At 64.4% G+C, this 23,353-nt stretch carries 25 protein-coding genes and 1 tRNA gene; 7 read left to right on the forward strand and 19 right to left on the reverse strand.

Features of this window, described 5'->3' with window-relative positions:
- Positions 1-27: 27 nt before the first annotated feature.
- From IEG05_RS09645 to nahK, 3 genes are all read left to right on the forward strand, one after another.
- Positions 28-1,215, forward strand: coding sequence for a porin (locus IEG05_RS09645; protein WP_003284517.1), 1,188 nt, complete (start codon positions 28-30; stop codon positions 1,213-1,215).
- Between the two features lie 328 nt (positions 1,216-1,543).
- Complete coding sequence (nosP, locus tag IEG05_RS09650) at positions 1,544-2,707, forward strand: nitric oxide-sensing protein NosP (RefSeq protein ID WP_003284516.1); 1,164 nt, start codon at positions 1,544-1,546, stop codon at positions 2,705-2,707.
- Complete coding sequence (gene nahK / locus IEG05_RS09655) at positions 2,676-5,276, forward strand: hybrid sensor histidine kinase/response regulator NahK/ErcS' (RefSeq protein WP_020306320.1); 2,601 nt, start codon at positions 2,676-2,678, stop codon at positions 5,274-5,276. Before nosP ends, nahK begins: the two co-directional genes overlap by 32 nt.
- 115 nt (positions 5,277-5,391) lie before the next feature.
- Here the strand turns inward: nahK and IEG05_RS09660 are convergent, their stop codons facing one another.
- The 6 genes from IEG05_RS09660 to tusD all read right to left on the reverse strand — a co-directional run bounded on the left by IEG05_RS09660 (position 5,392) and on the right by tusD (position 8,846).
- A complete protein-coding gene (locus tag IEG05_RS09660; protein ID WP_020306321.1) occupies positions 5,392-6,399 on the reverse strand; it encodes a glutathione S-transferase family protein in 1,008 nt (335 codons plus the stop codon).
- Positions 6,400-6,483: 84 nt separating this feature from the next.
- Positions 6,484-7,467: a glycosyl transferase family protein gene (locus IEG05_RS09665; protein ID WP_014820367.1), complete on the reverse strand. Its 984-nt coding sequence runs from the start codon at positions 7,465-7,467 to the stop codon at positions 6,484-6,486.
- Positions 7,464-7,796 carry a TusE/DsrC/DsvC family sulfur relay protein gene (locus IEG05_RS09670; RefSeq protein ID WP_014820366.1) on the reverse strand — a complete coding sequence of 111 codons (333 nt, stop codon included), beginning with the start codon at positions 7,794-7,796 and terminating at the stop codon, positions 7,464-7,466. The genes IEG05_RS09665 and IEG05_RS09670 overlap by 4 nt, the downstream gene beginning before the upstream one ends.
- The gene (gene tusB, locus IEG05_RS09675; protein ID WP_014820365.1) at positions 7,793-8,095 is read right to left on the reverse strand and encodes a sulfurtransferase complex subunit TusB; all 303 of its coding nucleotides are present in this window, start codon (positions 8,093-8,095) and stop codon (positions 7,793-7,795) included. Before tusB ends, IEG05_RS09670 begins: the two co-directional genes overlap by 4 nt.
- Positions 8,095-8,454 carry a sulfurtransferase complex subunit TusC gene (tusC, locus tag IEG05_RS09680; protein ID WP_014820364.1) on the reverse strand — a complete coding sequence of 120 codons (360 nt, stop codon included), beginning with the start codon at positions 8,452-8,454 and terminating at the stop codon, positions 8,095-8,097. The genes tusB and tusC overlap by 1 nt, the downstream gene beginning before the upstream one ends.
- Entirely contained in the window at positions 8,454-8,846 is a 393-nt protein-coding gene (gene tusD / locus IEG05_RS09685; RefSeq protein ID WP_014820363.1) for a sulfurtransferase complex subunit TusD, read from the reverse strand. The genes tusC and tusD overlap by 1 nt, the downstream gene beginning before the upstream one ends.
- 214 nt (positions 8,847-9,060) lie before the next feature.
- Between tusD and IEG05_RS09690 the strand changes: the two genes are divergently transcribed.
- Positions 9,061-10,329: an MFS transporter gene (locus IEG05_RS09690; RefSeq protein WP_014820362.1), complete on the forward strand. Its 1,269-nt coding sequence runs from the start codon at positions 9,061-9,063 to the stop codon at positions 10,327-10,329.
- Positions 10,330-10,428: 99 nt separating this feature from the next.
- On the opposite strand, the gene IEG05_RS09695 is transcribed toward IEG05_RS09690, so the two are convergent.
- A complete protein-coding gene (locus IEG05_RS09695; protein WP_014820361.1) occupies positions 10,429-11,097 on the reverse strand; it encodes a Bax inhibitor-1/YccA family protein in 669 nt (222 codons plus the stop codon).
- A gap of 128 nt (positions 11,098-11,225) precedes the next feature.
- On the opposite strand from IEG05_RS09695, the gene IEG05_RS09700 reads away from it, so the two are divergent.
- Together IEG05_RS09700 and IEG05_RS09705 are read left to right on the forward strand one after the other, a co-directional pair.
- A tRNA-Ser gene (locus IEG05_RS09700) sits at positions 11,226-11,315 on the forward strand.
- A gap of 260 nt (positions 11,316-11,575) precedes the next feature.
- Positions 11,576-11,848, forward strand: a complete 273-nt coding sequence (locus tag IEG05_RS09705) for a DUF1652 domain-containing protein (protein WP_014820360.1) — start codon at positions 11,576-11,578, stop codon at positions 11,846-11,848.
- Here IEG05_RS09705 and IEG05_RS09710 read toward each other — a convergent pair whose 3' ends face one another.
- The 3 genes from IEG05_RS09710 to glnT all read right to left on the reverse strand — a co-directional run bounded on the left by IEG05_RS09710 (position 11,849) and on the right by glnT (position 15,041).
- Positions 11,849-12,478 (reverse strand): TetR family transcriptional regulator, encoded by a 630-nt coding sequence (locus tag IEG05_RS09710; RefSeq protein ID WP_020306323.1) that lies wholly within the window; start codon positions 12,476-12,478, stop codon positions 11,849-11,851. It abuts the gene before it with no gap.
- Positions 12,479-12,580: 102 nt separating this feature from the next.
- Positions 12,581-13,654, reverse strand: a complete 1,074-nt coding sequence (locus tag IEG05_RS09715; protein ID WP_046619438.1) for a putative urea ABC transporter substrate-binding protein — start codon at positions 13,652-13,654, stop codon at positions 12,581-12,583.
- A 22-nt stretch (positions 13,655-13,676) separates the two neighbouring features.
- Complete coding sequence (gene glnT, locus IEG05_RS09720; protein ID WP_046619436.1) at positions 13,677-15,041, reverse strand: type III glutamate--ammonia ligase; 1,365 nt, start codon at positions 15,039-15,041, stop codon at positions 13,677-13,679.
- Positions 15,042-15,186: 145 nt separating this feature from the next.
- Here glnT and IEG05_RS09725 point away from each other — a divergent pair, with 145 nt between their 5' ends.
- A complete protein-coding gene (locus IEG05_RS09725) occupies positions 15,187-16,209 on the forward strand; it encodes an alpha/beta fold hydrolase (RefSeq protein WP_046619434.1) in 1,023 nt (340 codons plus the stop codon).
- 3 nt (positions 16,210-16,212) lie between these two features.
- On the opposite strand, the gene IEG05_RS09730 is transcribed toward IEG05_RS09725, so the two are convergent.
- From IEG05_RS09730 to IEG05_RS09770, 9 genes are read right to left on the reverse strand one after another with little or no spacing between them, the layout of a single operon-like run.
- On the reverse strand, positions 16,213-17,052 hold the full coding sequence (locus tag IEG05_RS09730) for an ABC transporter ATP-binding protein (RefSeq protein WP_180983603.1): 840 nt from the start codon (positions 17,050-17,052) through the stop codon (positions 16,213-16,215).
- A 2-nt stretch (positions 17,053-17,054) separates the two neighbouring features.
- Positions 17,055-17,933: an ABC transporter permease gene (locus tag IEG05_RS09735; protein WP_046619431.1), complete on the reverse strand. Its 879-nt coding sequence runs from the start codon at positions 17,931-17,933 to the stop codon at positions 17,055-17,057.
- A complete protein-coding gene (locus IEG05_RS09740; RefSeq protein ID WP_046619429.1) occupies positions 17,930-18,739 on the reverse strand; it encodes a hypothetical protein in 810 nt (269 codons plus the stop codon). Before IEG05_RS09740 ends, IEG05_RS09735 begins: the two co-directional genes overlap by 4 nt.
- Positions 18,736-19,524 (reverse strand): N-acyl homoserine lactonase family protein, encoded by a 789-nt coding sequence (locus IEG05_RS09745; RefSeq protein ID WP_046619427.1) that lies wholly within the window; start codon positions 19,522-19,524, stop codon positions 18,736-18,738. Before IEG05_RS09745 ends, IEG05_RS09740 begins: the two co-directional genes overlap by 4 nt.
- Entirely contained in the window at positions 19,521-20,174 is a 654-nt protein-coding gene (locus IEG05_RS09750) for a cysteine hydrolase family protein (protein WP_080950575.1), read from the reverse strand. Before IEG05_RS09750 ends, IEG05_RS09745 begins: the two co-directional genes overlap by 4 nt.
- Positions 20,171-20,932 carry a creatininase gene (locus IEG05_RS09755; protein ID WP_191121992.1) on the reverse strand — a complete coding sequence of 254 codons (762 nt, stop codon included), beginning with the start codon at positions 20,930-20,932 and terminating at the stop codon, positions 20,171-20,173. The genes IEG05_RS09750 and IEG05_RS09755 overlap by 4 nt, the downstream gene beginning before the upstream one ends.
- Positions 20,929-21,813: a DMT family transporter gene (locus IEG05_RS09760; RefSeq protein ID WP_046619425.1), complete on the reverse strand. Its 885-nt coding sequence runs from the start codon at positions 21,811-21,813 to the stop codon at positions 20,929-20,931. Before IEG05_RS09760 ends, IEG05_RS09755 begins: the two co-directional genes overlap by 4 nt.
- Positions 21,810-22,565 (reverse strand): SDR family NAD(P)-dependent oxidoreductase, encoded by a 756-nt coding sequence (locus IEG05_RS09765; protein ID WP_046619424.1) that lies wholly within the window; start codon positions 22,563-22,565, stop codon positions 21,810-21,812. The genes IEG05_RS09760 and IEG05_RS09765 overlap by 4 nt, the downstream gene beginning before the upstream one ends.
- Positions 22,565-23,353 (reverse strand): SDR family NAD(P)-dependent oxidoreductase, encoded by a 789-nt coding sequence (locus IEG05_RS09770; RefSeq protein WP_046619423.1) that lies wholly within the window; start codon positions 23,351-23,353, stop codon positions 22,565-22,567. The genes IEG05_RS09765 and IEG05_RS09770 overlap by 1 nt, the downstream gene beginning before the upstream one ends.

Here is a 23,353-nt window from a genome sequence, read left to right on the forward strand (position 1 = left end):
CTTGTCGTCATTACCGCGGAGAGCGCCATGCACAAGAACAAGAAAGCCGTATCAACCCTGCTACCACTGGCCCTTGCCAGTGCCGTCGCCATGACCGTAAGCCAATCGGCACTTGCCGAAATCATGCTTTACGATGAAGGGGACACCACCTTCGCCGTAGATGGTTACTTCAACACCTTCTACGTCCACAGCGACATCGATCGGGATGGTGAGCAGTTCGACCGCAAGCAGTCGCGGGTGAAGATGGGCTTTCTGCCCAACTGGATCGGCTTCAACTTCGGCAAGCAGGTCGGCGACCTCAAACTCGGTGGCCGCTCATCCTTCTGGGTAACGATCAACGACAGCGATACCAACGGCACCGAAACCGGCATCGACGTGCGTCAGTTCTACGCGACCGCAGCGAGTGAGCAGTGGGGCGAAGTGCTTTTCGGTAAGGATTTCGGCCTGTTCGGTCGCTCCAACATCCTGCTCGACGAAATGCTCAGCGGTTACGGTCAGGTCAGCGATACCCTGGGCCTGGTCGATGGCGGCGGCGTCTCCTTCGGCAATATTGGTACCGGCTATCCATACCCGTTCCCGACTTCGCAGATCACCTATCGCTCGCCGAAGATGAATGGTCTGCGCATCGCCGCAGGCATCATGGACCCGGTGGATACCACCGAGGACACCTCGTCCACTCTGGACAAGGCGTACCAGGAAGCACCGCGTTTCGAAACCGAGATCACCTACGAGTTCGAGATGGGCGGCACGCAGTTCTACACCTGGATCAACGGCATGCAGCAGAGCTCGGACAACACCGACAGCAGCATCGACAAAGTCGATTCCAAGGGCCTGGGTTACGGCGTGCAGGCCAAAATGGGCAGCCTGTCGCTGACCGCCTCGGGCTTCCAGGCCGAGGGCATCAACCCGTTCTTCACCAACAACGCCGGCGAAGCACTGCTGCGTGAGGTGGACAGCGACGGCTACCTGCTGCAGGGTTCCTACCGCTTCGGCAAGAACCGCGTAGCCCTGTCCTACGGCAAAACGAAGGATGACGGCAACGGTCTGGGCAGTGCGGCTGACTACGAGACCCGCGGCATCGCTCTGTTTCACAGCATCAACGACAACCTGACGCTGGTTGCCGAGCTGAACCAGTTCGAGATCGAAGGCAAGGATAGCCCGGCGCTGGATGAAGAAACCCGCACCTTCGCAGTGGGTGCTGCGCTCAGCTTCTAAGCAACAGCGACGGAAGGGCGCGGATGGCAGTCGAACCGTAGGTCGTGCCATCCGTTGCGATGCAGTGGTGCGTACGTTGATCGTCCCCACGCCCTGAGTGCAACGACAACCGCTGCACCTGAAAGGCTGGTACCCGTGAGGGGCCAGCCTTTTCGCCATCTGCTCAATTCGACATCACCGCTCTCGGCAGCGGAACTGTTGGCAACCTGCGTTGTTTCGTCGCGATGCTACCTAGGCAGGCCTTTACCGGTACTCAAGTAGCATTTTCGTCCCATATGCCCTGCCCAAGAATGGGGACATCCGATTCAGGTGGTGCGGGGTATCGTGCGTGACCGATGAACAAGGCGAAGTGATCCGCACGGCGATGTCCGAGGCGCGGCTACCCGAAACGGTGGCGCAGGACCTGGCGCGCCAACTGATGCACCCGCATCTGGGCTTCGTGCTGTTCTTCTGTTCCGCTGAATACGACCTGCCGGCGCTGGGCGATGCGCTGCGCCAATACTTCGGTGGCGTGCGTCTGGTCGGTTGCACCTCGGCAGGCGAGATCACCTCACAGGGCTATGGGCGCAGCTGCGTGACGGCAGTCGGCTTCGACCATCGAAGCTTTTCCATCGCCTGCGAGCTGATCGACGAGATGGATCGCTTCAGCCTGATCGAGGCACAGCAGTTGGTCGAACGCCTGGGTAGCGACTGCCGCAGCAACTCGCTGGCGCCGATCAAGGACCACAGCTTTGCGCTGACGCTGCTCGACGGGCTGTCCAGCCGTGAGGAAATCGTGTTGTCTGCGCTTAGCGCCGCGTTCGGCAGCATTCCGCATTTCGGCGGTTCGGCTGGCGACGACAATCACCTCAGCGATACCTACGTCTATTACGACGGCCGGTTCTACAGCGGTGCGGCGATCGTGGTGCTGATCAACACCTGGCTGGATTTCGAGGTGTTCACCACCCATCACATCCTGCCACTCGAAGACAAACTGGTCGTGACCCGCGCCGACAGCAACAGCAGGCGGGTCTACGAGCTGAACGCCGAGCCGGCCGCCGAGGAATACGCCCGGCTGATCGGTGTGCCGGTCAGCGATCTCGATCACCGTCTGTTCGCCGCCCATCCCTTGGCGGTGCGGATCAACGAGCATTACTACGTGCGCTCGATCCAGAAGGTCAACGAGGACATGAGCCTGACCTTCTATTGCGCGGTGGAGAACGGCATCGTGCTCACCGCCATGGAACCCGGTCCGCTGATGCCGAATCTGGAAGCCCTGTTCGAGCGGCTGGAACAGCGCCTCGGGCCGCCGCTGTTGACCATTGGTTGCGACTGCTTTCTGCGCCGGCTGGAAATCGAGGGCAACGACACCAGCGAACAGACCTCGGCTTTTCTCCGACGCCAGCAGGTGATCGGCTTCAACACCTACGGAGAGCAGTTCAATGGCATGCACATCAACCAGACCTTCACCGGTGTCGCCATTGGCCGACCCGGAGGCCGGGCAGGTCGCTGAGCTGCTGGCGCGCCAGGCCGAACTCGAGCGCGAAAACCTCAAGCTCAAACGCATCAACGCTGCACTGATCGAGCGCGTCGAATCCAGTGGCGCCGGACGGGATGCATCCTATGCGGCGTTCCAGCATTCGGTGGAACTGGCCGAGCAGGTGCGCGAGCGCACCGACGCGTTGAACCAGGCGATGGCCGAGCTCAAGGGCAGCAACCAGTTGCTCAGCGATGCGCGGCTGCGTGCGGAAACCGCGCACCAGCACCTGGTAGACGCCATCGAAAGCATTTCCGACGCCTTCGTGCTGTTCGACCGGGATCAGCGCATCGTCCTGTTCAACCGTCGCTTCAAGTCGCTATGGACGCGCACGCGCGCGCGCATCAACGCCGGCACGCGGCTGGCCGAGGTCCGCCGGCTGGCGGAAAGCACCGGTCTGATCGTCGAGGAACACCGCGGCAAGGGCGATGAGCCCACGGTGTATCGACTGAACAACGGCCGTTGGGTGCAGGTCAGCGAGCGGCCGACCCGTGAAGGCGGGCTGGTGATTCTCTACACCGACATCACCGAGGTGAAAGTCAGCGAGACCATGCGTCGCGAGCAGGCGCTGGCGCAGAAGTCGAGGCTGTTGCAGCGCGCGGTGGACAACCTGTCCCAGGGCGTAGCGATGGTCAGCGCCGAGGGTGCGCTGGAGCTGTGGAACCGGCGCTTTCTCGAACTCTGCGGGCTGGCGCCGATCGAGGCACATCGACCGTTCGAGGAGGTCATGGCCGACAGCGAGCTGACCCTGCTCACACCCAACAGCCGTGACGCCCGCGGCCGGCCAATCCGCGAGCTGGAGCAGCGCCTGTTCGATGGCCGCGTGCTGGAAATTCGCACCCATGCGCTGCCCACCGGCGGCTTCGTCAATACCTTTACTGACATCACCGAGCGCTACCGCCATGCCGAGGCGCTGCGCGAGAGCGAGCGCTGGATTCGCCTGATCACCGACCATGTGCCGGCGCTGATCGCCTACGTCTCGGCCGATCTCACTTACGAGTTCACCAACAAGGTCTACGAGGAATGGTATCGCTGGCCCAGCGACGGCATGCTCGGCCAGTCGCTGCGCGAGGTCCACAGCGGCGAGCACTGGCGGCAACTGGAGCCCTACATCGATCGCGCACTGTCGGGCGAGAGCGTCAGCTTCGAGATGGCCGAGCGCAACCATGCCGGCCAGCAGCGCTACATGCTGCGCTCCTATGTGCCGAACCGGCAGGCCAATGGCGAAGTGGCCGGTATTTTCGTGCTGATTCAGGACATCACCGATCGCCGGCGCACCGCTGAGGCGCTGCACCAGGCCTATCAGAATCTCGAACAGCGGGTGCGTGAGCGCACTGCCGAGCTGACCAGCCTCAACGACCAGCTGCTGCGCGAGATCGACGAGCGCAGCCATGTCGAGGCGCGGCTGCGCGAAGCCAAGCGCGAGGCGGAAGTGGCCAACCTGTCCAAGACCAAATTCCTTGCCGCGGTCAGCCATGACCTGCTGCAGCCGCTCAACGCCGCGCGGCTGTTCACCAGCGCCTTGCTGGAACAACCGGGGGCGCCCAACGGCGGGCTGATCCGCAACATCAGCAACTCGCTGGAAGACGTGGAGAACCTGCTCGGCACGCTGGTCGATATTTCCAAGCTGGATGCCGGCGTGATCAAACCGGATATCGCCCCGTTCGCCGTCAGTGAGCTGTTGGAAAACCTGGCCATGGAGTTCCGCCAGATCGCCGGGGCCGAACAGTTGCAGCTGGACTTCATTCCCTGTTCGGCGCTGGTGCGCAGCGATATCCAGCTGCTCGCGCGCATCCTGCGCAATCTGCTGACCAACGCGATTCGCTACACACCCAAAGGACGCGTACTGCTCGGTTGTCGTCGCCACCGGCAGAGTCTGTCCATCGAAGTCTGGGATACCGGCGTGGGCATCGCGTCGGACAAGCTCGAGGAAATTTTCCAGGAATTCAAACGCGGGGAGGGCGTGCGTCCCAACCAGGATCGTGGTCTCGGCCTTGGCCTGGCCATCGTCGAGAAGATCGCCCGTATGCTGGGCCATCGTATCCGGGTCAGTTCGCACCCGGGACGCGGCTCGTGTTTCGCCATCGACGTACCCTTGGCCAAGCGCGCACCCAAGGCGCGGCCTGAGACGAGCACCACGGAGCTGGTGCTACAGCGGCTGCAGGGCGCCCGGGTCTGGGTGCTGGATAACGACACGGCGATCTGTGCGGGCATGCGCACGTTGCTGGAAGGCTGGGGCTGCAAGGTGATCACGGCGCTGTCCGAGGAGGACCTGGCGAGGCAGGTGGACAACTTCCATGCCGAGGCCGATCTGATGATCGCCGACTACCACCTGGACAATGGCCACACCGGCATCGATGTCGTCGCCACCGTCAATGCGCGCCGCGCCAGCCCGCTACCGGCGCTGATGATCACCGCCAACTACAGCAACGAACTCAAGCAGCAGGTCCGCGAGCTGGGCCATATGCTGATGCACAAGCCGGTGCGGCCGATGAAGCTGAAGACTGCCATGTGCCATATGCTCGAGCATGGTACAGCTGGATGACTGATCCGCTGGCCCCGGCAGCCGCCGGATGTGACCGCATCGCCGCGGGCGCGCTTCCCACAGGACCTGGAGTTTTGTAGAAGCACGACATCTGGGCGATGGTATGGCTTTCAGGCTAGCTGTGCTCCGATCTCACCCAGATGCCGTTGCCTCGCAGGCGCTCGCGATCATGTGGTCGATCCAGTCCAAGAAGCGGACCTTTCGGCACGATGCCATTTCCGTTGATCTGTCGATGGCTGGCGTAGTAGTGGTTCTTGATGTGTGTGAAATCCACCGTTTCGGCAATTCCCGGCCACTGGTACAGCTCGCGCAGCCAGTTCGACAGGTTCGGATAGTCCTCGATGCGGCGCAGGTTGCACTTGAAGTGGCCGTGGTAAACCGCGTCGAAGCGAATGGCTGTGGTGAACAGGCGCCAGTCGGCCTCTGTCAGGTACTCCCCGGTCAGGTAGCGCTGCTTGCCCAGGCGTCGCTCCAGCCAGTCGAGCTCACGAAACAACTCGTCGAAGGCCTCTTCGTAGGCCTCCTGGGTCGTGGCGAAACCTGCTCGGTAGACCCCGTTGTTGATCGCCGGATAGATCCGCGCGTTTAGCGCATCGATTTCGCCATGCAGCGCCTCTGGGTAGAAATCCAGCGTAGAGCCGGTCAGCTCGTCGAAAGCGCTGTTGAAGATGCGGATGATATCGGCCGACTCGTTGTTGACGATGCACCGGCGCTCGCGATCCCAAAGAACGGGAACGGTGACCCGGCCCGAGTACTTCGGATCGTCACGGGTGTAGCGCTGATGGAGGTAGTCGAATTCGTCCAGCGCATCGCCGCTGGAGCCGGTGGACTTGTCGAAGGTCCAGCCGTGTTCGGCCATCAGCCAGCTGACCACGGACACGTCGATCAGCGGCTCGAGCCCCTTGAGCTTGCGGTAGATCAGCGTGCGATGCGCCCACGGACAGGCAAGCGAAACATAGAGATGATAGCGACCGGCCTCGGCCTGGAAGCCACCCTGGCCGTCAGGCCCGGGCGCGCCGTCGGGCGTGACCCAGTGCCGGCGCTTGGCCTGTTCGCGTTCGAATTTGCCATCGCGGCTTGCGTACCAGCGGTCGTGCCACTGGCCATCGATCAGTAATCCCATGGTGCCCTCCTGTTACGGCATAGGAGGCCAGTCTAGGAAGCATCGTTCGATCGATGTGACCGAATGGCGGGTTAATCCTATCGCTTAAATCGATGAATGGCGGGTGCGCCAGTAGCTTTGCGCTTGCTCGAAAGCTGCCTCCCGCGTGGCGCCAAGGCCTCGCAGGGCAAGGGCCATGGTGGCGATCACAGCGAATTCACCGTAGGCGTCTTCCTGCTCGCCAGCCCAGACGGCAAGCAGCTGCTGCGGGTCGAGCTGTGCGGGCTTCACGTGGCGCCGCTCGGACAGTGCCGGCCATTCCTCGTCCCACGGCGTGCCGCCAGTGGTGCCGTAGAGATGGGAGATGTTGTCCGGGTTCATCTCGATCTCGCCGCCTTCGCCCTTGATGACGATGGCGTGGTCGCCGAGCAGGGTGCTGGCCTGGCGATGGGCATCCTGATAGCCGGGGTGGAAGATGCTCTGCAGACCGCAGCGTGCGCCCAGCGGGTTGAGCAGGCGCGCCAGCGAGTGGATTGGCGAGCGCAGGCCGAGCAGGTTGCGCATGTCAATCATGCGCTGCAGCACCGGCATCCAGGCTCCCAGCGGGATGAACGCGAGATTGCTCTGGTCCAGTGCCACGCTGACCTGTTGCCAGTTCTCGCATCGACGAATGCCCAGCAGCTCAAGCTGCTGTTCGCTATAGATGCGCCCAGCAGTATGGGCACCGCCACCGTGCATGAGGATGCGTATGCCATTGGCTGCCAGGCACTTGGCTGCCAGCAGATACCAGGGCAGGTGGCGCTTCTTGCCGGCATAGGTCGGCCAGTCGATATCGACCGGGATAGTCGGTGCCTGCACGCGCTCACGCACGGCCTGGGTAAAGCCCGCCAGCTCGTCGGGGCTTTCTTCCTTGTGCCGCAGCAACATGAGGAAGGCGCCCAGCTGAGCGTCCTCCACCTTGCCGTCGAGCAGCATGCCCATGGCTTCGCGGGCTTCTTCGCGTGTCAGGTCGCGGGCGCCGCGCTTGCCTTTGCCAAGGATGCGCACGAAGGCGGCGAAAGGATGTTCTGCAGGCGTTTCGAGGCTCATAGGCAGTTGCTCGGTTTTGGCAGCCCGGCCAGCTTGGCGGCCAGTTTGGCAGGGGTGCCCTTGAACAGGCGGTTGAGGTGCATGCTGTTGCCCTTTTCAGGCCCCAGCTTGAGTGCGGTGTACTTGATCAGCGGGCGTGTAGCCGGCGACAGCTGGAATTCGGCATAGAACTCGCGCAGCAGCCGAAGCACTTCCCGATGTTCGTCTTCCAGCTCCAACTCTTCACGGCGCGCCAGCGCTTCGGCAACGGCTTCGTTCCAGTCGCTCAGATCGACCAGAAAACCGTCCTTGTCCAGCGCGATTTCGCGCCCTTCGACGATCAGGCTCATAACCAGCTGTTGACCCGCGGATAGCGACAGGTCAGTTCGACGAAGCCGGGATAGTCCAGCAGCTGGACGCGCGGCGGCAGGGCGGCGATCGCGCGGGCCTGCATGTCTTCTTCCAGGGCGAACAGGGCGACCTGCTCGGGCAGCTGCTCCAGCGCCTGGCACGGTTGGCTGCCGGGCTGTAGCGCATAGGTGGCGTCACCGGTCAACAGCAGGGCGTCGGCGTCGCCCAGCAGCGGCAGGCAACTGGCGAAGCGGCTGTCGCTGAACGGCGAATGAGAAAGCAGGTGCAGAGTAGCCATCAGATCGTGATCACATGGTCGTAGCGGTTGATCAGGGTGTGCAGGCCGGCATCGTCGAGGATCTCGACCGGCAGTGCCAGCGCCGATTCGGCGAGGTTGCGCTCGCTGAGACTGCGTCGTGCGGCGAACAGGGCATCGATGCCGAACAGTGGCAGTGCCTGCAGATTCGCAGTCAAATCCTTCTGCTCGATGGGTGCCGCCTGCTGCGCGGCGGCGAGCTGGAATACGCCGTCGTCGAGGAACAGCATTCCCAGCGGCAGCTCGAAGGCGCCGCCGGCCAGCACGATGTCCAGCGCCTCGCGGGCGGATGGGCCGGACCAGGGCGCCTGGCGGCTGATGATGAGCAGGGAACGCGCCATCAATGACCTCCGAAGCAGATGAGGCGATCGGCTTGCTGTGCCGCCTCGTGCAGTTGGCCCAGCCCGGACAGCTCCCAGCCGGCCGCGAGGTTTGCCGCGGGTCGCTGATAACGCTGCGCCTCGCCGGCATCGAGCACGCCGCGCCGCAAACCCGCGGCGATGCAGACCACGCCGTCCAGCTGGTTAGCGCTGACGAAACGACTCCATTCGGCCGCCACGTTCAGCTCATCCTGGGCCGCGACGATGTTCGCCGAGGCGCTGTGCACGCCGTCCTGATAGAAGAACAGGCGGCTGATCTCGTGGCCGCCAGACAGCGCGGCTTCGGCGAAGCGCAGCGCGCGACGCGCGGCCGGCGAGTGGGGTGGGGCGAACAGGGCGATTACGAATTTCATCGGGGCACCATTGCGAAACAGCCGACATGATACGCCAGCTGCGAGGATGAAGAATCCGTCGTCGCCCATCCGGACTGTCGTCGCGCGGTAAGGCTCCGCGGGATACCCGAGCTAACGGGCTGCGCCCGGGCGGGCCAGCATTGCTCGGGTCTTCGCCACTCCGGTAGATTGGCCGGCTTTCTGCCCGTACCGGGCCTGGCTGTCTGGATATCCCATGTCTGTAGCCGACACTTCCGCTTTGCCTGATTCCGTCTACCGCCAGCCTGGCTTTCTGCCGTTTCTGATCAGTCGCGTGCTGGCCATGTTCGCCGTGCAGATCCTCGCCGTCGTGGTGGCCTGGCAGGTGTACGACATGACCCGCGATCCGCTGTCGCTGGCCTATGTCGGCCTAGCCCAGTTCATCCCGATGTTCCTGTTGCTGATGCCAGCCGGCGACCTGATCGACCGCTACGATCGCAAGCGCATCCTCGCCCTGAGCTGGGCGCTCGAGGCGATCTGCGCGGCGGCTCTGTTGTGGCTCTCGCTCAGCGGCGGGGCGGTGCCGAGCTTCTATATCGTGCTGGTGTTCTACGGTTGCGCCCGCGCCTTCACCGCGCCGGCGTTGTCCAGCCTGTTGCCGCAGATCGTGCCGCGTGAGCGCCTGGCTGCAGCCATTGCCGCCAACAGCATGATCGTGCGCGGCTCGACCATCGCCGGGCCGGTGTTCGGCGGTGGCCTTTACGCACTCGGCGGTGGCGGGCTGACCTATGCGGCCTGCCTGCTGTTCTTCCTCGCGGCAATCGTGTTGTTGCAACGGGTACCGGTGCGCTACGGCGAGGCCATGCGGGCGCTGGAGGCTACCGCATGGCAGCGCTTCACCGCGGGCATTCGCTTCATCCGCTCGCGACCGATCATCCTCGGCACCATCTCGCTGGATCTGTTTGCCGTGCTGCTCGGCGGCGTGGTCGCGCTGTTGCCGATCTACGCCCAGGAGGTGCTGGACGTCGGCCCGACCGGCCTCGGTGCGCTGCGCAGCGCCATGGCGCTGGGTGAAGTGGTGGTGGGCTTCTACCTGAGCACGCGGCCGTTCAACCGCCATGTCGGCATGACCATGTTCATTGCCGTGGCGGTGTTCGGTCTCGCCAATATGGTCTTCGCGCTGTCCAGCCTGTTCTGGCTGTCGTTCGCCGCGCTGTTCGTCGCCGGAGGCGCGGACATGGTGAGCATGTACATCCGCTCGTCGCTGATTCAGTTCTCCACGCCTGACGCCATGCGTGGGCGCGTCAATGCGGTGAACATGCTGTTCATCGGTTCGTCCAACGAGCTCGGCGAGTTCCGCGCCGGCATCAGTGCCGCCTGGTTCGGTGCGGTACCGGCGGCGCTGCTGGGCAGTTTCTGCACGCTGGCGGTGACCGGCGGCTGGATGCTCGGCTTCAGGAGTCTGCGCCAGGTAGACCGCTTCGAGGATGCCGCGCCCGAGGCTCAGACCTCGCGCGCCGGCTGAGGCGCGACGTATTGACCGCCCAAACGAAAACACCCTGCGAAAGCGTGGCCTTCGCAGGGTGTCGGATTGCTCGCCGAGGCGGGCAGGCTCAGCCGTGAATCAGTCGTCGCCGCCGAAGATGCCCAGCAGCTGCAGGAGGCTGATGAACAGGTTGTACAGCGAGACGAACAGGCCGATGGTGGCCATGATGTAGTTGCGCTCGCCACCGTGGATGATCGCGCTGGTCTGGAACAGGATGCAGGCCGAGGAGAACAGCACGAAACCTGCGCTGATCGCCAGCTGCAGCCCGGTGATCTGGAAGAAGAAGCCCGCCAGCATCGCACCGATCAGCACGAAGAAACCCGCGGTGATGAAGCCGCTGAGGAAACTCATGTCCTTGCGGGTGATCAGCACGTAGGCCGACAGTCCGAAGAACACCAGGGCGGTCATCGACAGCGCCGAGCTGATCAGCTCGCCACCGTTGGCCAACCCCAGGTACATGTTGAGGATCGGACCCAGCGTGTAGCCCATGAAACCTGTCAGGGCGAAGGTGGAGACCAGGCCCCATGTCGAGTTGCGCAGCTTGGCGGTGAGGAAGAACAGGCCATAAAAGCCGATCAGCACCACGAAGATGTTCGGGTAGGCCGCGTTGGCCTGCATGGCCAGGTAAGCCACCAGGCCGCTGAACGCGAGGGTCATGGCCAGTAGCCCGTAGGTGTTGCGCAGGACCTTGCTGACCTCACGCTGTTCGACCTGCGTGTGGCTAAGCGCGTATTCGTGTTCGTGCATGGCGACACTCCTTGGATGAATTCAAGCCTGAGACGATTTGTCCCGGATCATAACAGAGGCAAGTTGGATGCCTAGCATCAGTGTTTGACAGTGTATTTCTATCCGGTACTATTGCGCCCGCTTTATCCGGAAGTGTGGCCGAGTGGTTGAAGGCAGCGGTCTTGAAAACCGCCGAAGGGGAGACCCTTCCCAGAGTTCGAATCTCTGCGCTTCCGCCATCTGCAATCCTGAAGGCCCCGTATTCCGGGGCCTTCAGCGTTTCTGAGGTGCGGAAAAGTGGGTGAAAATGTTCCCATATTGTTCCCATAAGCACCTGCCTTTTCCCGGCCCCCAGCGTCGAGCCCGGCGTTCCGTTTGGTGCCTCTCTCACCGCGTACCGTGATATCTCCATCCGGCTTGTGGCGCTGTTGGCAATCGGGCCGCCTGCGAGGCGGCCGCTGCTGCTAGAATCCGCGCCCCGACAAAAGGAGTTGTCGCCATGAAACGATTCAGACAGCCCGAGGCCTTTGCTCTGGTCCAGCAATACTACGAACCGCTGGTGTTCAACGCACGGATGGACTCGCCAACCACGGTGCGCGTGATGTTGCTCGATGAGGCCACTGGCGAATCCCTGTTGCTGACCGGACTGCCGTGCCGCATCTCGCTGTCGCGCGCTGAAATCGCCGGTCTGATCGCCGCCATCGACGCCGATGCCGCCGCGCTCCGCCCCGGGTTGCTGAACAAGCTCAAGCGTTCGCAACGACTCGGCTGATCACAGCGTTCCGCTTGTCCTCTCTGCCGTCTCCAACCCTGGCGCCATCGAGTTCAACAGGCGCCTGGTGAGAAACGGTGCCTGTTCCCTCAGCGAAAAGAGTTTGGGCGATAGCAGCCAGGTATGGGTGATGCCCATCAGGCTCGAATAGAGCAGCAAGGCCAGTGAGCGCGCCGATCCTTCATCCGCGTGCGCCTTGGCGATCAGTTCTTCCAGCAGCTGCACCATGGCGCGGGTGAGCTTGCGTTCGCGTTTCAGGGTGCTTGCCATCTGCGCGGTGAGTTCGGTCTTGTTCAGCAGGATCTCGAAGGACTGCCGATACCAGCGCTCGTCCAGCAGCAGGCGAAACCATTCACCGACGAAGTGCTCCAGCGCAGCCTGCGGGTCACCGGCCAGCTGACGACTCTGCTCGATCAGCTGCTCCAGCGGCTCCTGGGAATAGGCCAGGACCGCTTCGTACAGCTCGTCCTTGCTTTTGAAATGCCAGTAGATCGGGCCGCGGCTGAAGCCGGCGCTGTCGGCGATCATCGCCAGCGTGGTGTTCGTGTAACCGTTGCGGCTGAACAATTCCAGTGCTGCAGCAATGATCTTCAGACGGGTCTGTTCGGCGTCTTCTTTGGTCCGGCGCATGTGGGGGCCTCAGATGATGCGCGGTGGCTCAGCCAGAACCCACTGTGCGACAGCGCGCCGTGGCTGATGATACGGGCGCTTGGCGCCCGTCACGCTGAAGACTCAGAGTTTTCCGTCCGCGGCCATTTGCATGTAGGTGGTATCGAAGCGCAGTTTGACGTTGGCATCCGAGCCCATCAACTTGCCGCCAGGCATGGCGATGCCGATAAAGTCTACCGAGTCCGCACCGTCGCCCAGCAGACCGTGGTCGAAGGAGAACCTGCGCACGCTGTCCATGGCCTGATACGCCTCGTCGCTGTTGATGAACGCGAGCGAGTCGGCAGGCTTCCAGAACATCTTCATGCCCTTGAGCTGGCTTTCGTAGCCGGCCTGATCGGTTCCGGAGGCCTGGCCCAGCGAGGCACGCGCCTTGGCGCCTTCGTCGGTGTCGCTTTCCAGGATCGCCATCACTTCATACCAGGCGCCAACCACGGCTTTGCCGAAATCAGGGTTGTCGGCCAGGGTTTCGCTGTTGACGATGGTCAGGTCCTTGATGTGGCCGGGGATCTGGCTGGAGTCGAAGGTGCGGTGCGCACCGGGCGTGGCGGCGACTTCGTCGAGTAGCGGGTTCCAGGTGACGACATTGCGCACTTCGTCGGTGCTGAACGCCGCGACCAGATCGGCGTCCGAAGTGTTGACCACCTGTACGTCGCGCTCGCTCATGCCGACGCTATCGAGCGCCTGGGCCAGCAGGTAATGCGAAACCGACAGCTCGACCAGATGGATCTGCTGATCCTTGAGGCTCTTCAGGTCGGCGCTGTCCTTCATCACCATCCCGTCGTTGCCGTTGGAATAGTCACCGACGATCAGTGCCGTGGTATCGATGCCGCCGGCTGCCGGAATCGACAGCGCATCCATGCTGGTGGCGACCACCCCGTCGAACTGGCCGGCGCTGTACTGGTTGATCGACTCGACGTAGTCGTTGACCTGGGTGATGTTCACTTCGATCCCGTACTTGTCGGCCCACTTCTTCATAATTCCCGACTCATCCGCATACTTCCATGGCATCCAGCCGGCGTAGATGGTCCAGGCAATATCGAAGCTTTTCTTTTCCTCGGCCTGCGCGGCAAAAGGCGAAAGGGCTGCAAAGATCACGGCGCCGGCACAGAGTGCCCGCTTGAACGTATTGGCTTGCATGGTGAATCTCCTTTTCATCGAGTCAGAAGAATTTCAGATAGCGCTGGATTTCCCAGTCGGAAACATGGGTGTGGTAGGCATTCCATTCGTCGCGCTTGTAGTCGACGAAGGCTTCATACATCGCATCGCCGAACACCTGGCGCGACAGCGGATCGGCCTCGAAGGCGTCGATGGCTTCGCTGAGGGTGCGCGGCAGGGTCTCGATGCCCATATCCGCGACGTCCTTTTCGCTGTAGTCGTACATGTTCTCGCGGTGCGGCTGGCCCGGTTCGAGCTTGTCCCGGATGCCTTCAAGGCCGGCGGCGAGGATCATCGCGGCGCCGAGATAGGGGTTGCAGCCGATATCCGCGGCGCGGCATTCGACCCGCGCGCCCTGGGACGGAATGCGCAGCATGTTGGTGCGGTTGTTGTTGCCGTAGCAGACGAACACCGGCGCCCAGGTCGAGCCGGACATGGCGCCCTTGCGGATCAGCCGCTTGTAGCTGTTCACCGTTGGCGCGATGACCGCGCAGATCGCCTTGGCGTGTTTCAGCACGCCGGCGATGAAGTGATAGGCGAGCGGGGTGACACCGCAGCCGTGAGGGTCTTCGCCATCCACTTCGAAGAGGTTCTTGCCCGAGGTCAGGTCTGCCAGTGACATGTTGTAGTGCGCGCCGCTACCGGTGCGCTGCGCCGAGGGCTTGGGCATGAAGGTGACGAAGGCGCCATGCTTGCGGGCGATCTCATTGGCCATCATGCGGAAGAACACGAAGCGGTCGGCCATGGTCAGCGCGTCGGCGTACTTGAAGTCGGTTTCGAACTGGCCGTTGGCGTCTTCATGGTCGAACGAGTACACGCCCCAGCCCATCTCGTTCATGGCTTCCACCAGCTCATCGATCACCGGCAGGTTGTCCATCAGCAGGCGCGGGTCGTAGCAGGGCTTGGCCGCGGTATCACGATCGCTGAGCGGGGCGAAGCCGCCGTCCGGGGTGTCCTTGTAGAGGAAGAACTCGGTCTCGATGCCCAGATTGAAGCTGTAGCCCATCTCGGCCGCAGCGTCGGTCTGGCGCTTGAGAATGCCGCGCGAGCAGGCGTCGAACGGCTTGCCGTCCAGGTAGAGGTCGCTGGCGAACCAGGCGAGATCGCGGTTCCAGCTGCACTGGGTGGCGGTCGCCGGGTCTGGCATCGCCGCCACCTCGTTGTCGCTGATCTCCTGCGGGACGCCGTCCAGTGCCGCACCGGTGTAGAGCTCGGAGCCGCGGAGCATCTGGCCGAGATGGGCGATGGGGACGAACTTGCCCTTGATCACGCCGTGCATGTCGACGTAGCTGGCCATCGCGTACTTCACACCCTTGTCCTGCAACTGCTGTTTCAACTCCTCGACGGAGGAGAGGGGAAAGCTGGTCATCGGCTTGTGCTCCTTGGAGTCATGAGTGGCGGCGCTTGGCACCGCTGGCACGATTCCTTCATCCAATATACATGCCAGCGTGTATAGAAACGGGCTACGGCTGGTGCCACTGCTTGCCCGTTTCGCAGATGTGGGAGTCATGCAGATGATTGAAATAAAAAGGGAAAAGAAACTTCACGCGCTGGGCGAAATGCGCCTGGAAAGTGGCGAGCGATTGCGCAATGCACGCATCTGCTATCAGGTAATCGGTACGCCGAACCGCGCGCGGGACAACCTGGTGCTGATTCCGAGCTACTACGGCGGCACACATTGGGGCAGCCTGCCCCTGCTTGGTGCGGAGGGGCCACTGGCAGGCGGCGATTACTGCGTGGTGCTGACCAATCTGTTCGGCGCCGGCTGGTCGACTTCGCCGAGCAACGCGGCGCCGGGACAGGAGGGTGCGGACTTTCCGCAGGTGAGCCTGCTGGACAATCTGCACGCCCAGAAGGCGTTGCTCGACCGGCTGTTCGGTGACGACTGGCAGCTCGCCTTGGTGACGGGCTGGTCCATGGGCGGCATGCAGACGCTGTTCTGGGCGATGGCCTATCCCGAGCGGGTGCGCGCCATCCTGCCGTTCTGCTGCACGGCACGCTGCTGGCCGCACAATCGGGTGTTTCTCGAAGGGGTGAAAGCGGCGCTGTGCGCCGACGCCGCCTGGCTGGGTGGTCGCTACAGCGTGCCGCCGGAACGCGGCCTGCGGGCTTTCGGCCGCGCCTATGCCGGCTGGGCCTATTCGCAGGCGTTCTATCGTCACGAGCTGTGGCGCGAGCTGGGCTTCGAGAGCCTGGAGGCGCTGCTCGACTACTGGGAGCAGGATCATCTGGAGCAGGACGCCAACGACCTGCTCTGCGTGCTGCATACCTGGCAGTCGGCCGATCCGGCCCGCAGCTTTGGCGATGGCTCGCTGGCCGAAGCGCTGGGGCGCATCCGTGCGCGGTCCATCCTCATGCCCGGCAGCAGCGATCTGTATTTCACCGTCGAGGATGCCCGCCGCGAGGCCTCGTTGATTCCCGCTGCCGAACTGCGCGTGCTGGAATCGGACTGGGGTCATTGCGCCGGTGGGCCCGGCCGCAGCGCGGCGGCCATGCAGCAGGTCTTCGCAGCGATGGCCGAGCTACTCGGGCGCTAGCCTTCAGCCGGCCACGGCGCTGAGCTTGGCCAGCTGCTCGAGGTCGGTCTGCATGCCAGAGGTTTCGCGGATGCGGGCGAGGATCTCTCGCTTGAGTTCGGTGAATTCCGGCGCGAGCTTCATGTCCTGATGCCGCTGGGCTGGCAGCGGCACCTCGTAGATGGAATCGATGCGTCCGGGGCGTGGCGCCATCAGCACAATGCGGCTGCCGAGATAGATGGCTTCCTCGACATCGTGGGTGACGAACAGGATGGTGCTCTTTTCCAGCCGGTGCACGTGACGGATCAGGTCGTGCATGACCTCGCGGGTCTGCGCATCCAGCGCGCCGAACGGCTCATCCATCAGCAGCGTCGCGGGCTTGGGGAGCAGGGCGCGGGCAATGGCGACGCGCTGCTGCATGCCGCCGGAGAGCTGGCTGGGATAGGCATCGGCGAAGCGTGTCAGGCCCATCAGGTTGAGCAGGGCATCGGCGCGGCCGGCGGCGGACTCCACGTCACCGTCGTGGCGCACGGTGTCGCCGATCACCTTGAGTTGGCGGCAGAACTTGATGTTCTGCATCACCGTCAGCCAGGGGTAGAGGCTGTAGTGCTGGAAGACCATGGCACGGTCAACGCCAGGACCATCGATGGGCTTGCCGTCGAGCAGGATTTCGCCGCGGCTCAGCGTTTCCAGCCCGGCGATGATTCGCAGCAGGGTGGATTTGCCGCAGCCCGAGGCGCCGACGAAGGTGACGAACTCGTTGGGCTGGATATCCAGGTCGATCGACTGCAGCGCCTGCACCTCACGGCGCTCGCTTACGAAGGTCTTGCCGACCTGGCGGACACGAATCTTGGCATCGGACATGGTCATTTCCTCATCCAGGGAAAGGCTCGGCGGTGCAACCAGCGGAAGGCTTGATCGGTGAGCAGGCCGATCAGGCCGATCAGCAGGATGCCGGCGAAGATCTTGTCGGTGTGCATGTAGCGCTGCGCCTTGAGGATGGCGTAGCCGAGGCCGGAGTTGGCCGCAACCAGTTCGGCTACTACCAGGTAGGTCCAGGCCCAGCCGCAGGTGATACGCAGGGTGTCGAGCAGCGCCGGCTTGGCCGACGGCAGGATCACCAGCTTGACGATCTCGCTGCGGTTGGCGCCCATGGTCTGCGCCGCCTCGATCTGCGCCATGGGCACGCGGCGGACGTCCTCGGCGACCATCAGCACCATCTGGAAGAAGGTGCCGATGAAGATGATCAGTACCTTGGAGCCCTCATCAATACCGACCCAGAGCATCACCAGCGGAATGAAGGCTACCGCCGGCATATAGCGGATGAAGTCGGTGAGCGGTTCGAGAAAGGCCTGCACCGGCCGATAGGTGCCGATGTACAGCCCCAGCGGCAGGGCAATCAGTGCCGAGGCACCGAAGCCCGCCATGACCCGCCAGACGCTGATGCCGATGTCTCCCAGCAGCCCCTCGCTGGTCCACCAGCGACCGATGCGTTCGAGCACTGCGCCGGGGCTGGGCATGAACATCGGGTCGGCGAGGCCGAGCGCCGTCCACAGCCACCAGATGACGAAGGGCAGGCTCAGCCCGGCGCCGGTGAGTAGCCAGGCGCTGCGCCGGGATATCTCGCCGCGAATGCGCCAGAAACTGCTCTTGCGCACCACCTGTTCGGCCGGTGCGGCCGGTGTTGCCGTGTGTCGCTGCTGCGCGGCGGTGGCAGCGGTGGGGATGCTGATCTGCGCTGTCATGCGGGAACCTCCTGTGAAACGGTGGGCACATCGAGTTCAACGCGTTGCCAGCCACCGGCCGCCGGATAACGACCAAGCGCGGCGAGGTCAGCAGTCGGCAGGCTGGTGGGGTCGGCGAAGTTCCAGTAGCTCGACAGCAGGGCGTCGCCGACGCGGCCGGGCAGCGTCGAGTGGGTGATCTGCCAGGGTGTTGCGCCGTTGCGGTGGCGGCCGAAGGATAGCTCGCAGGCCAGCAACTGTGGCCGCAGCGCGGGGCTGACGGCGGCCAGTTGGTCACGCAGATATCCTGTGCTGGCCGGCAGCAGAATCGGCCGCTCGGCAGCGAACAGGAAGTAGTCGCCCGCTACCAGCAGACAGGCCTGCCGGGCTGGCTGCTCCGCCGCGCGCAGCCAGATGCCCCAGTTGCGCCCCTGCGACTCCGGCAGGCGCTGCCAGATTTCGTGATAGCTGCCGTCCAGCCCGTCTTCCAGCAGCCGCTCCGGGGTCTCGAAGTGCATCAGGCCGATATCCGCAGGTCCGCCCGGCGGCTGGAAGTCGATCAGCCGATGCCACTGGCAGATATCGCCGTTGACCTCGGTGACGCCGGCGAAGCCTGCCTGTTCGCTCAGGGCCAGCTGCTGGGCATGGCTGCAGGTTTCCAGCGAGGCGGCTGGCGGCAGCGCTTGCGGCCGCGGCAGGCGCAGGTCGGCGTGCAGGCTGGCGGTTTGCAGCCAGTACACCTCGCTGGTTTCGTCACGCAAGCCGGCCGTGGTGGTCAGCAGGCGCCGGCGCCACACGCCAAGATAGGCATCGGGAACGCTCTTCATGCGTGGTACTCCGGAAAGCGTTTGAGGGTGCGCCAGAAGGCCATGTCGTGATTCGGCCAGATTGCGGCGTCGGTTTCGGCAGCGGTGGCCTTGAGCTTGCGGATGCTGGCCAACGCCAGGTCTTCGCGGTCCTGCCAGCAGAGGCCGGGCGCCACTTCGTCGACCAGGTTCTCGCTCAGGTCCGCAGCGTCCCCGGCGAGAATCACCGGCTTGCCGTGCGGCAATTCGATAAACAGCGACATGTGGCCGGCGGTGTGCCCAGGGGTATTGATCGCGCGCAGTCCGGGCAGCAGCTCGTACTCGTCGCGCTGCAGCTTCCAGCGATGTTCGCCGGCAAAGTCATCGGCGAAATAGGCGTCGTCCGCCTGGGCGCGGGCGGCGGCGAGCTCCGCTTCATGCACATGCACATGCACATCGCAGCCGCACAGTTCGCACAGGCCACCGGCGTGATCGAAATGCAGATGACTGAGGAACACGAGATCAATATCGGCGGGGGACAGCCCGTGTCGGTCCAGATGGGCGGGCAGACGCTGCTCCTCGGTCATCTCGGGCGGCCCCATGGGAAACTCCACCGGATCGAACCAGCGCGCACGCAGCTGCGGATCGCTGAGCTTGGCGTAGTCGCAGCCGACGTCGAACAGCACGCGACCCTGCCGGGTTTCGATTAGGAAGGCGAGGATCGGTGCATCGATCAACGTGCCCTGGCCGCGATTGCGGGTGGAAATCGACTTGTCATAGCGATGCGTGGCAGTCAGCAGCGGCCAGAGCTTCAGCACATCGGTCATGCCGTACGCTCCAGACGCCGGAGCAGGCTGGCGCTGTCGATCACGCTGCCGAACAGGCCGCCTTCCACCTCGATCATCGCCAGCGCAGCCGCATGCAGTTGCGGGTCGGACGAGGCGCAGGCATCGCTGACGGTCAGGCAGTCGAAGCCGAGATCGATGGCCTGGCGCAGCGTCGAGGCCACGCAGACCTCGGTGGTGACGCCGGTCAGGATCAGCCGCTCGATGCCGCGGCGGCGCAGGATCAGTTCGAGATCGGTATGGGCGAAAGCGCTGTAGCCGGGTTTGTCGATCACCGGCTCGCCGGCGCGTGGTTGCAGTTCGTCGATCAGGTCATGGCCGAATTCGCCGCGCACCAGCAGGCGGCCGAGGGGGCCGGGGCTGCCGATGGGGGCGCCGGTCGCTTCGGCACGGCGGCGTTTGGGGGCGGGCAGGTCGGAGAGATCCGGACGATGCCCCTCGCGGGTGTGCACGACCAGCATGCCCAGCCCGCGAGCGCGATCCAGCAGCGCCTGAATCGCCGGAATCGGCGCGCGCAGGCGGCTGACGTCCATGCCGGCCTGGTCGGCGTAACCGCCCAGGGCACAGAAGTCGCGCTGCATGTCGATCACCAGCAGCGCCGTGCGCGCGGGGTGCAGGTCTTTCAGGCTCACAGGGCAAACTCCTTGCACACTGCGGTGGCGATGCCGTCGACGATGTCTTCGGCCAGCCGCTGGCCTTTCTCTGCGCTGGAGCCTCTGGCCGAGGACAGCACCCCGGATGGCGGCACCCATTCGGTACGGGTGGGGTACATGTCGTAGGGCGGAAAGTCGGCCGGGGCGTCGTCGGGAATCTTCTCCAGCGCGACCAGCTGCGGATGGAAGTGCAGCATCAGCGAGGTCTCGATCACCGCAGCGTGCTCCAGAGCGAAGCCGGGGAATCCATCGGGGAAGACATCGGTCAGGGTCTGCTCGCTGCAGAAATCCCAGTGCTCCAGGCGCATCACCTCCAGCCCGGCGTCCGGTCCGAGGTCGCGCAGCGCGAGCTGGATGCCCTCGGCGACGAACCACTGGTTCTCGTAATGGCCGAGCACCAGCACCAGGCGGCGCACGCCGTGGCGGTGGAACTCCCGCACGGCGTCGCGCACCAGGGCGCTCAGGGTCGCGCCATCCAGGCTGGTGGTGCCGCAGAAATGCTGACCGCCGCCGCATTTCGGTTGCGACTTGTAGCCGTAGGACAGCGCCGGCGCGACCAGCCCGCCGACTCTCATCGCCACTTCGGCGCTGATGACGCTGGCCAGCAGCGCGTCGGTGCCCAGCGGCAGGTGTGGGCCATGCTGCTCGGTGGCGCCGCAGGGCAGGAAGACCACGGCGCCTTCGCCGATACGGCGTTCATAATCGACCCAGCTCAGTTGATCCATGTGCACGCTCATGCGCAGGTGCTCCTAGTCGCGATGGGGAGGGGGCGTTCCGGCCAGCCGGCAATCAGCGCGGCGGTGGTGATCAGGGCGGCGCCGAACCATTCGTTCGGGCCGATGGCGTGGGCGCCGAACCAGGCGGACGACAGCACCGCGGCGATCAGCTCGAACACCACCAGCACCGCGGCGCGGCCGGCTTCCAGATGAGTCAGGCCGTACTGCACAGCGGCCATGCTGACCAGCCAGCCGAGGGCGAGCAGGCTGATCTGCCAGGTCAGGGTCAGATCCAGCGGTGGTATCGACTGACGAAACAGTAGGCAGAACAGTCCGCCGAGCAGCGCACTGCCGATGAAGCTGACCAGCGCCTTGCTCGCCAGCGGCACCTGGTTGGCAGCGCGGGTGGCCAGGTTGTTGAGGCTGAAGGCGAGGCCGGCGGAGAGCGCCAGCCAGTCATTCGCGCCTGGCGCGTCCAGGGCTTCGCCAGTGATGCCGAGGGTCAGGCCTATGCCGAGCATTGCCAGCCCCAGAGCGAAAAGCCGTGCGCCGCTGAGGCGTTCGCCGAGCAGCAGCCAGCCGCCGACCATCGCCCACACCGGCGCCAGATAGAACAGCAGCATCACTCGCACCACGTTGCCGTCGGCCAGGGCGGTGACCAGTGCCGCGGTTGCCCACCCGCCGCACAGGCCCATGGTGAGGACCTGGCGATACTGGCTCGCCCACTGGCGGCGCTGCTGCCAGAGCACTGGCAGCGCCAGCAGGCTGAGTAGCGAATAGGTCAGCAGCACCAGCGGCATGCCGGCCAGGCCGCGGGCCGCGAAGAACTGCAGCGGCAGCCAGCCCAGCCCCCACATTATGGCGCCGCCGATCAGCATGCCCTGTGGCATCAGGCTGTTCATGTGCCCATCCAAGAGCCGCCATTGGGCCCAAGCAGCTGTCCAGTGAAATAGCTCGCCTGCGGCGAAAGCAGGAAGACGATGGCGGCAGCAACTTCCTCCGGCGTGCCCAGGCGCGCCATGGGGATCGCCAGCTCCTTGGCCATCCACTCGTCGCTCATGTGCTCCGGGCTGACCATCGCCGTGGCGATGGGGCCGGGGGCGACGCCATTGATGCGGATGCCGTCTGCAGCGAATTCGCGCGCCAACGAGCGGGTCAGGCCGATCACCCCGGCCTTGGCCGTGCAGTAGGCGACGTACTGTTCGCGGCCGAGAAAGCCGAGGTCCGAGGCGACATTGACGATGGCGCCGCTGCGCCGCGGCTGCATCTGTGCCAGTGCATGGCGGCAGCAGCGGTAGACGCCGGCGAGATCGACGCCCAGCACCATGGCCCAGTCTGCCTCGCTGGTCTCGAGAAAGGGCTTTTCCAGGATCACTCCGGCGTTGTTGACCAGCAGATCCAGCGGTCCCTGCGCCTCGATGGTCTCGAACATTGCCGCGACCGCGGCCGGATCGCTGACATCGGCCTCGATGGCCGAGGCGTCGCCGCCGTTGGCGATGATCTGCTCGACCAATTGGTTCGCCAGATCATGCCGGTCGCAATGGTTGATCCAGACCCGCGCGCCTTCGGCGGCCAGCGCGAGTGCAGTGGCGCGGCCGATACCGGTCGCTGCGCCGGTGACCAGGGCGGTCCGGCCAGTAAAGATGGCAGCCATCAGTGCATCACCTCGCCATGGCTGACCGACAGCGCCTGGCCGGTCAGGGCGGCGGCCAGCGGTGAGCCAAGGAACAGGAAGGTGCCGCCCAGATCGGCCGGTGTCAGCAGCTCCGGAATGGCCTGGTTGGCGAGTATCGCCGCGAGCTCGGCGCTGTCGCTGCGGCCGTTGGCGTCCGCCATCACCTGCAGCGAGCGCATGGCCGCATCGGTGCCGATCCAGCCGGGGCACACCGCGTTCACCCGGATGCGCCGCGGGCCCAGCTCCCAGGCCAGCGAGCGTGTCAGGCCGACCACTGCGTGCTTGCTGGCGACATAGGCGGAAAAGCCCGGCACGCCTTTCAGACCCCAGATCGAGGCCTGGTTGATCACGCTGGCGCCGGCACGCAGGCGTGGCAGCAACGCACGGGTCAGGCGTTGCATGGAGCCGACGTTGTTCTCCAGTAGGGTCGACCAGCGCTGATCGGCCTCGAAGCTGCACTCATCCAGCGGCGTGGCGTATTCGACGCCGGCGTTGTTGACCAGCACATCGGCATTGAGGCCGCGGCAGGCGAGGTCATCGGCGTAGTGCTGCACTGCCTGGCGATCACCGAGGTCCAGCGCGGTGCAATGCAACGGCGTGTCGCCAGCGAGTTCGTCGGCAAGCCGGGCGAGGGCGTCGGCGTCACGATCGAGCAGTTCGAGGGTGGCGCCGGCAGCGGCGAAGCTCTGCGCCAGGCCACGGCCGATGCCCCCGGCGGCGCCGGTGATGACCACGCAGCGGCCGCAGTAATCCAGTGCCTTGTGCAT

Source organism: Stutzerimonas kunmingensis, from assembly GCF_014764705.1.
In the GTDB taxonomy this organism is placed as follows: Bacteria; Pseudomonadota; Gammaproteobacteria; order Pseudomonadales; family Pseudomonadaceae; genus Stutzerimonas.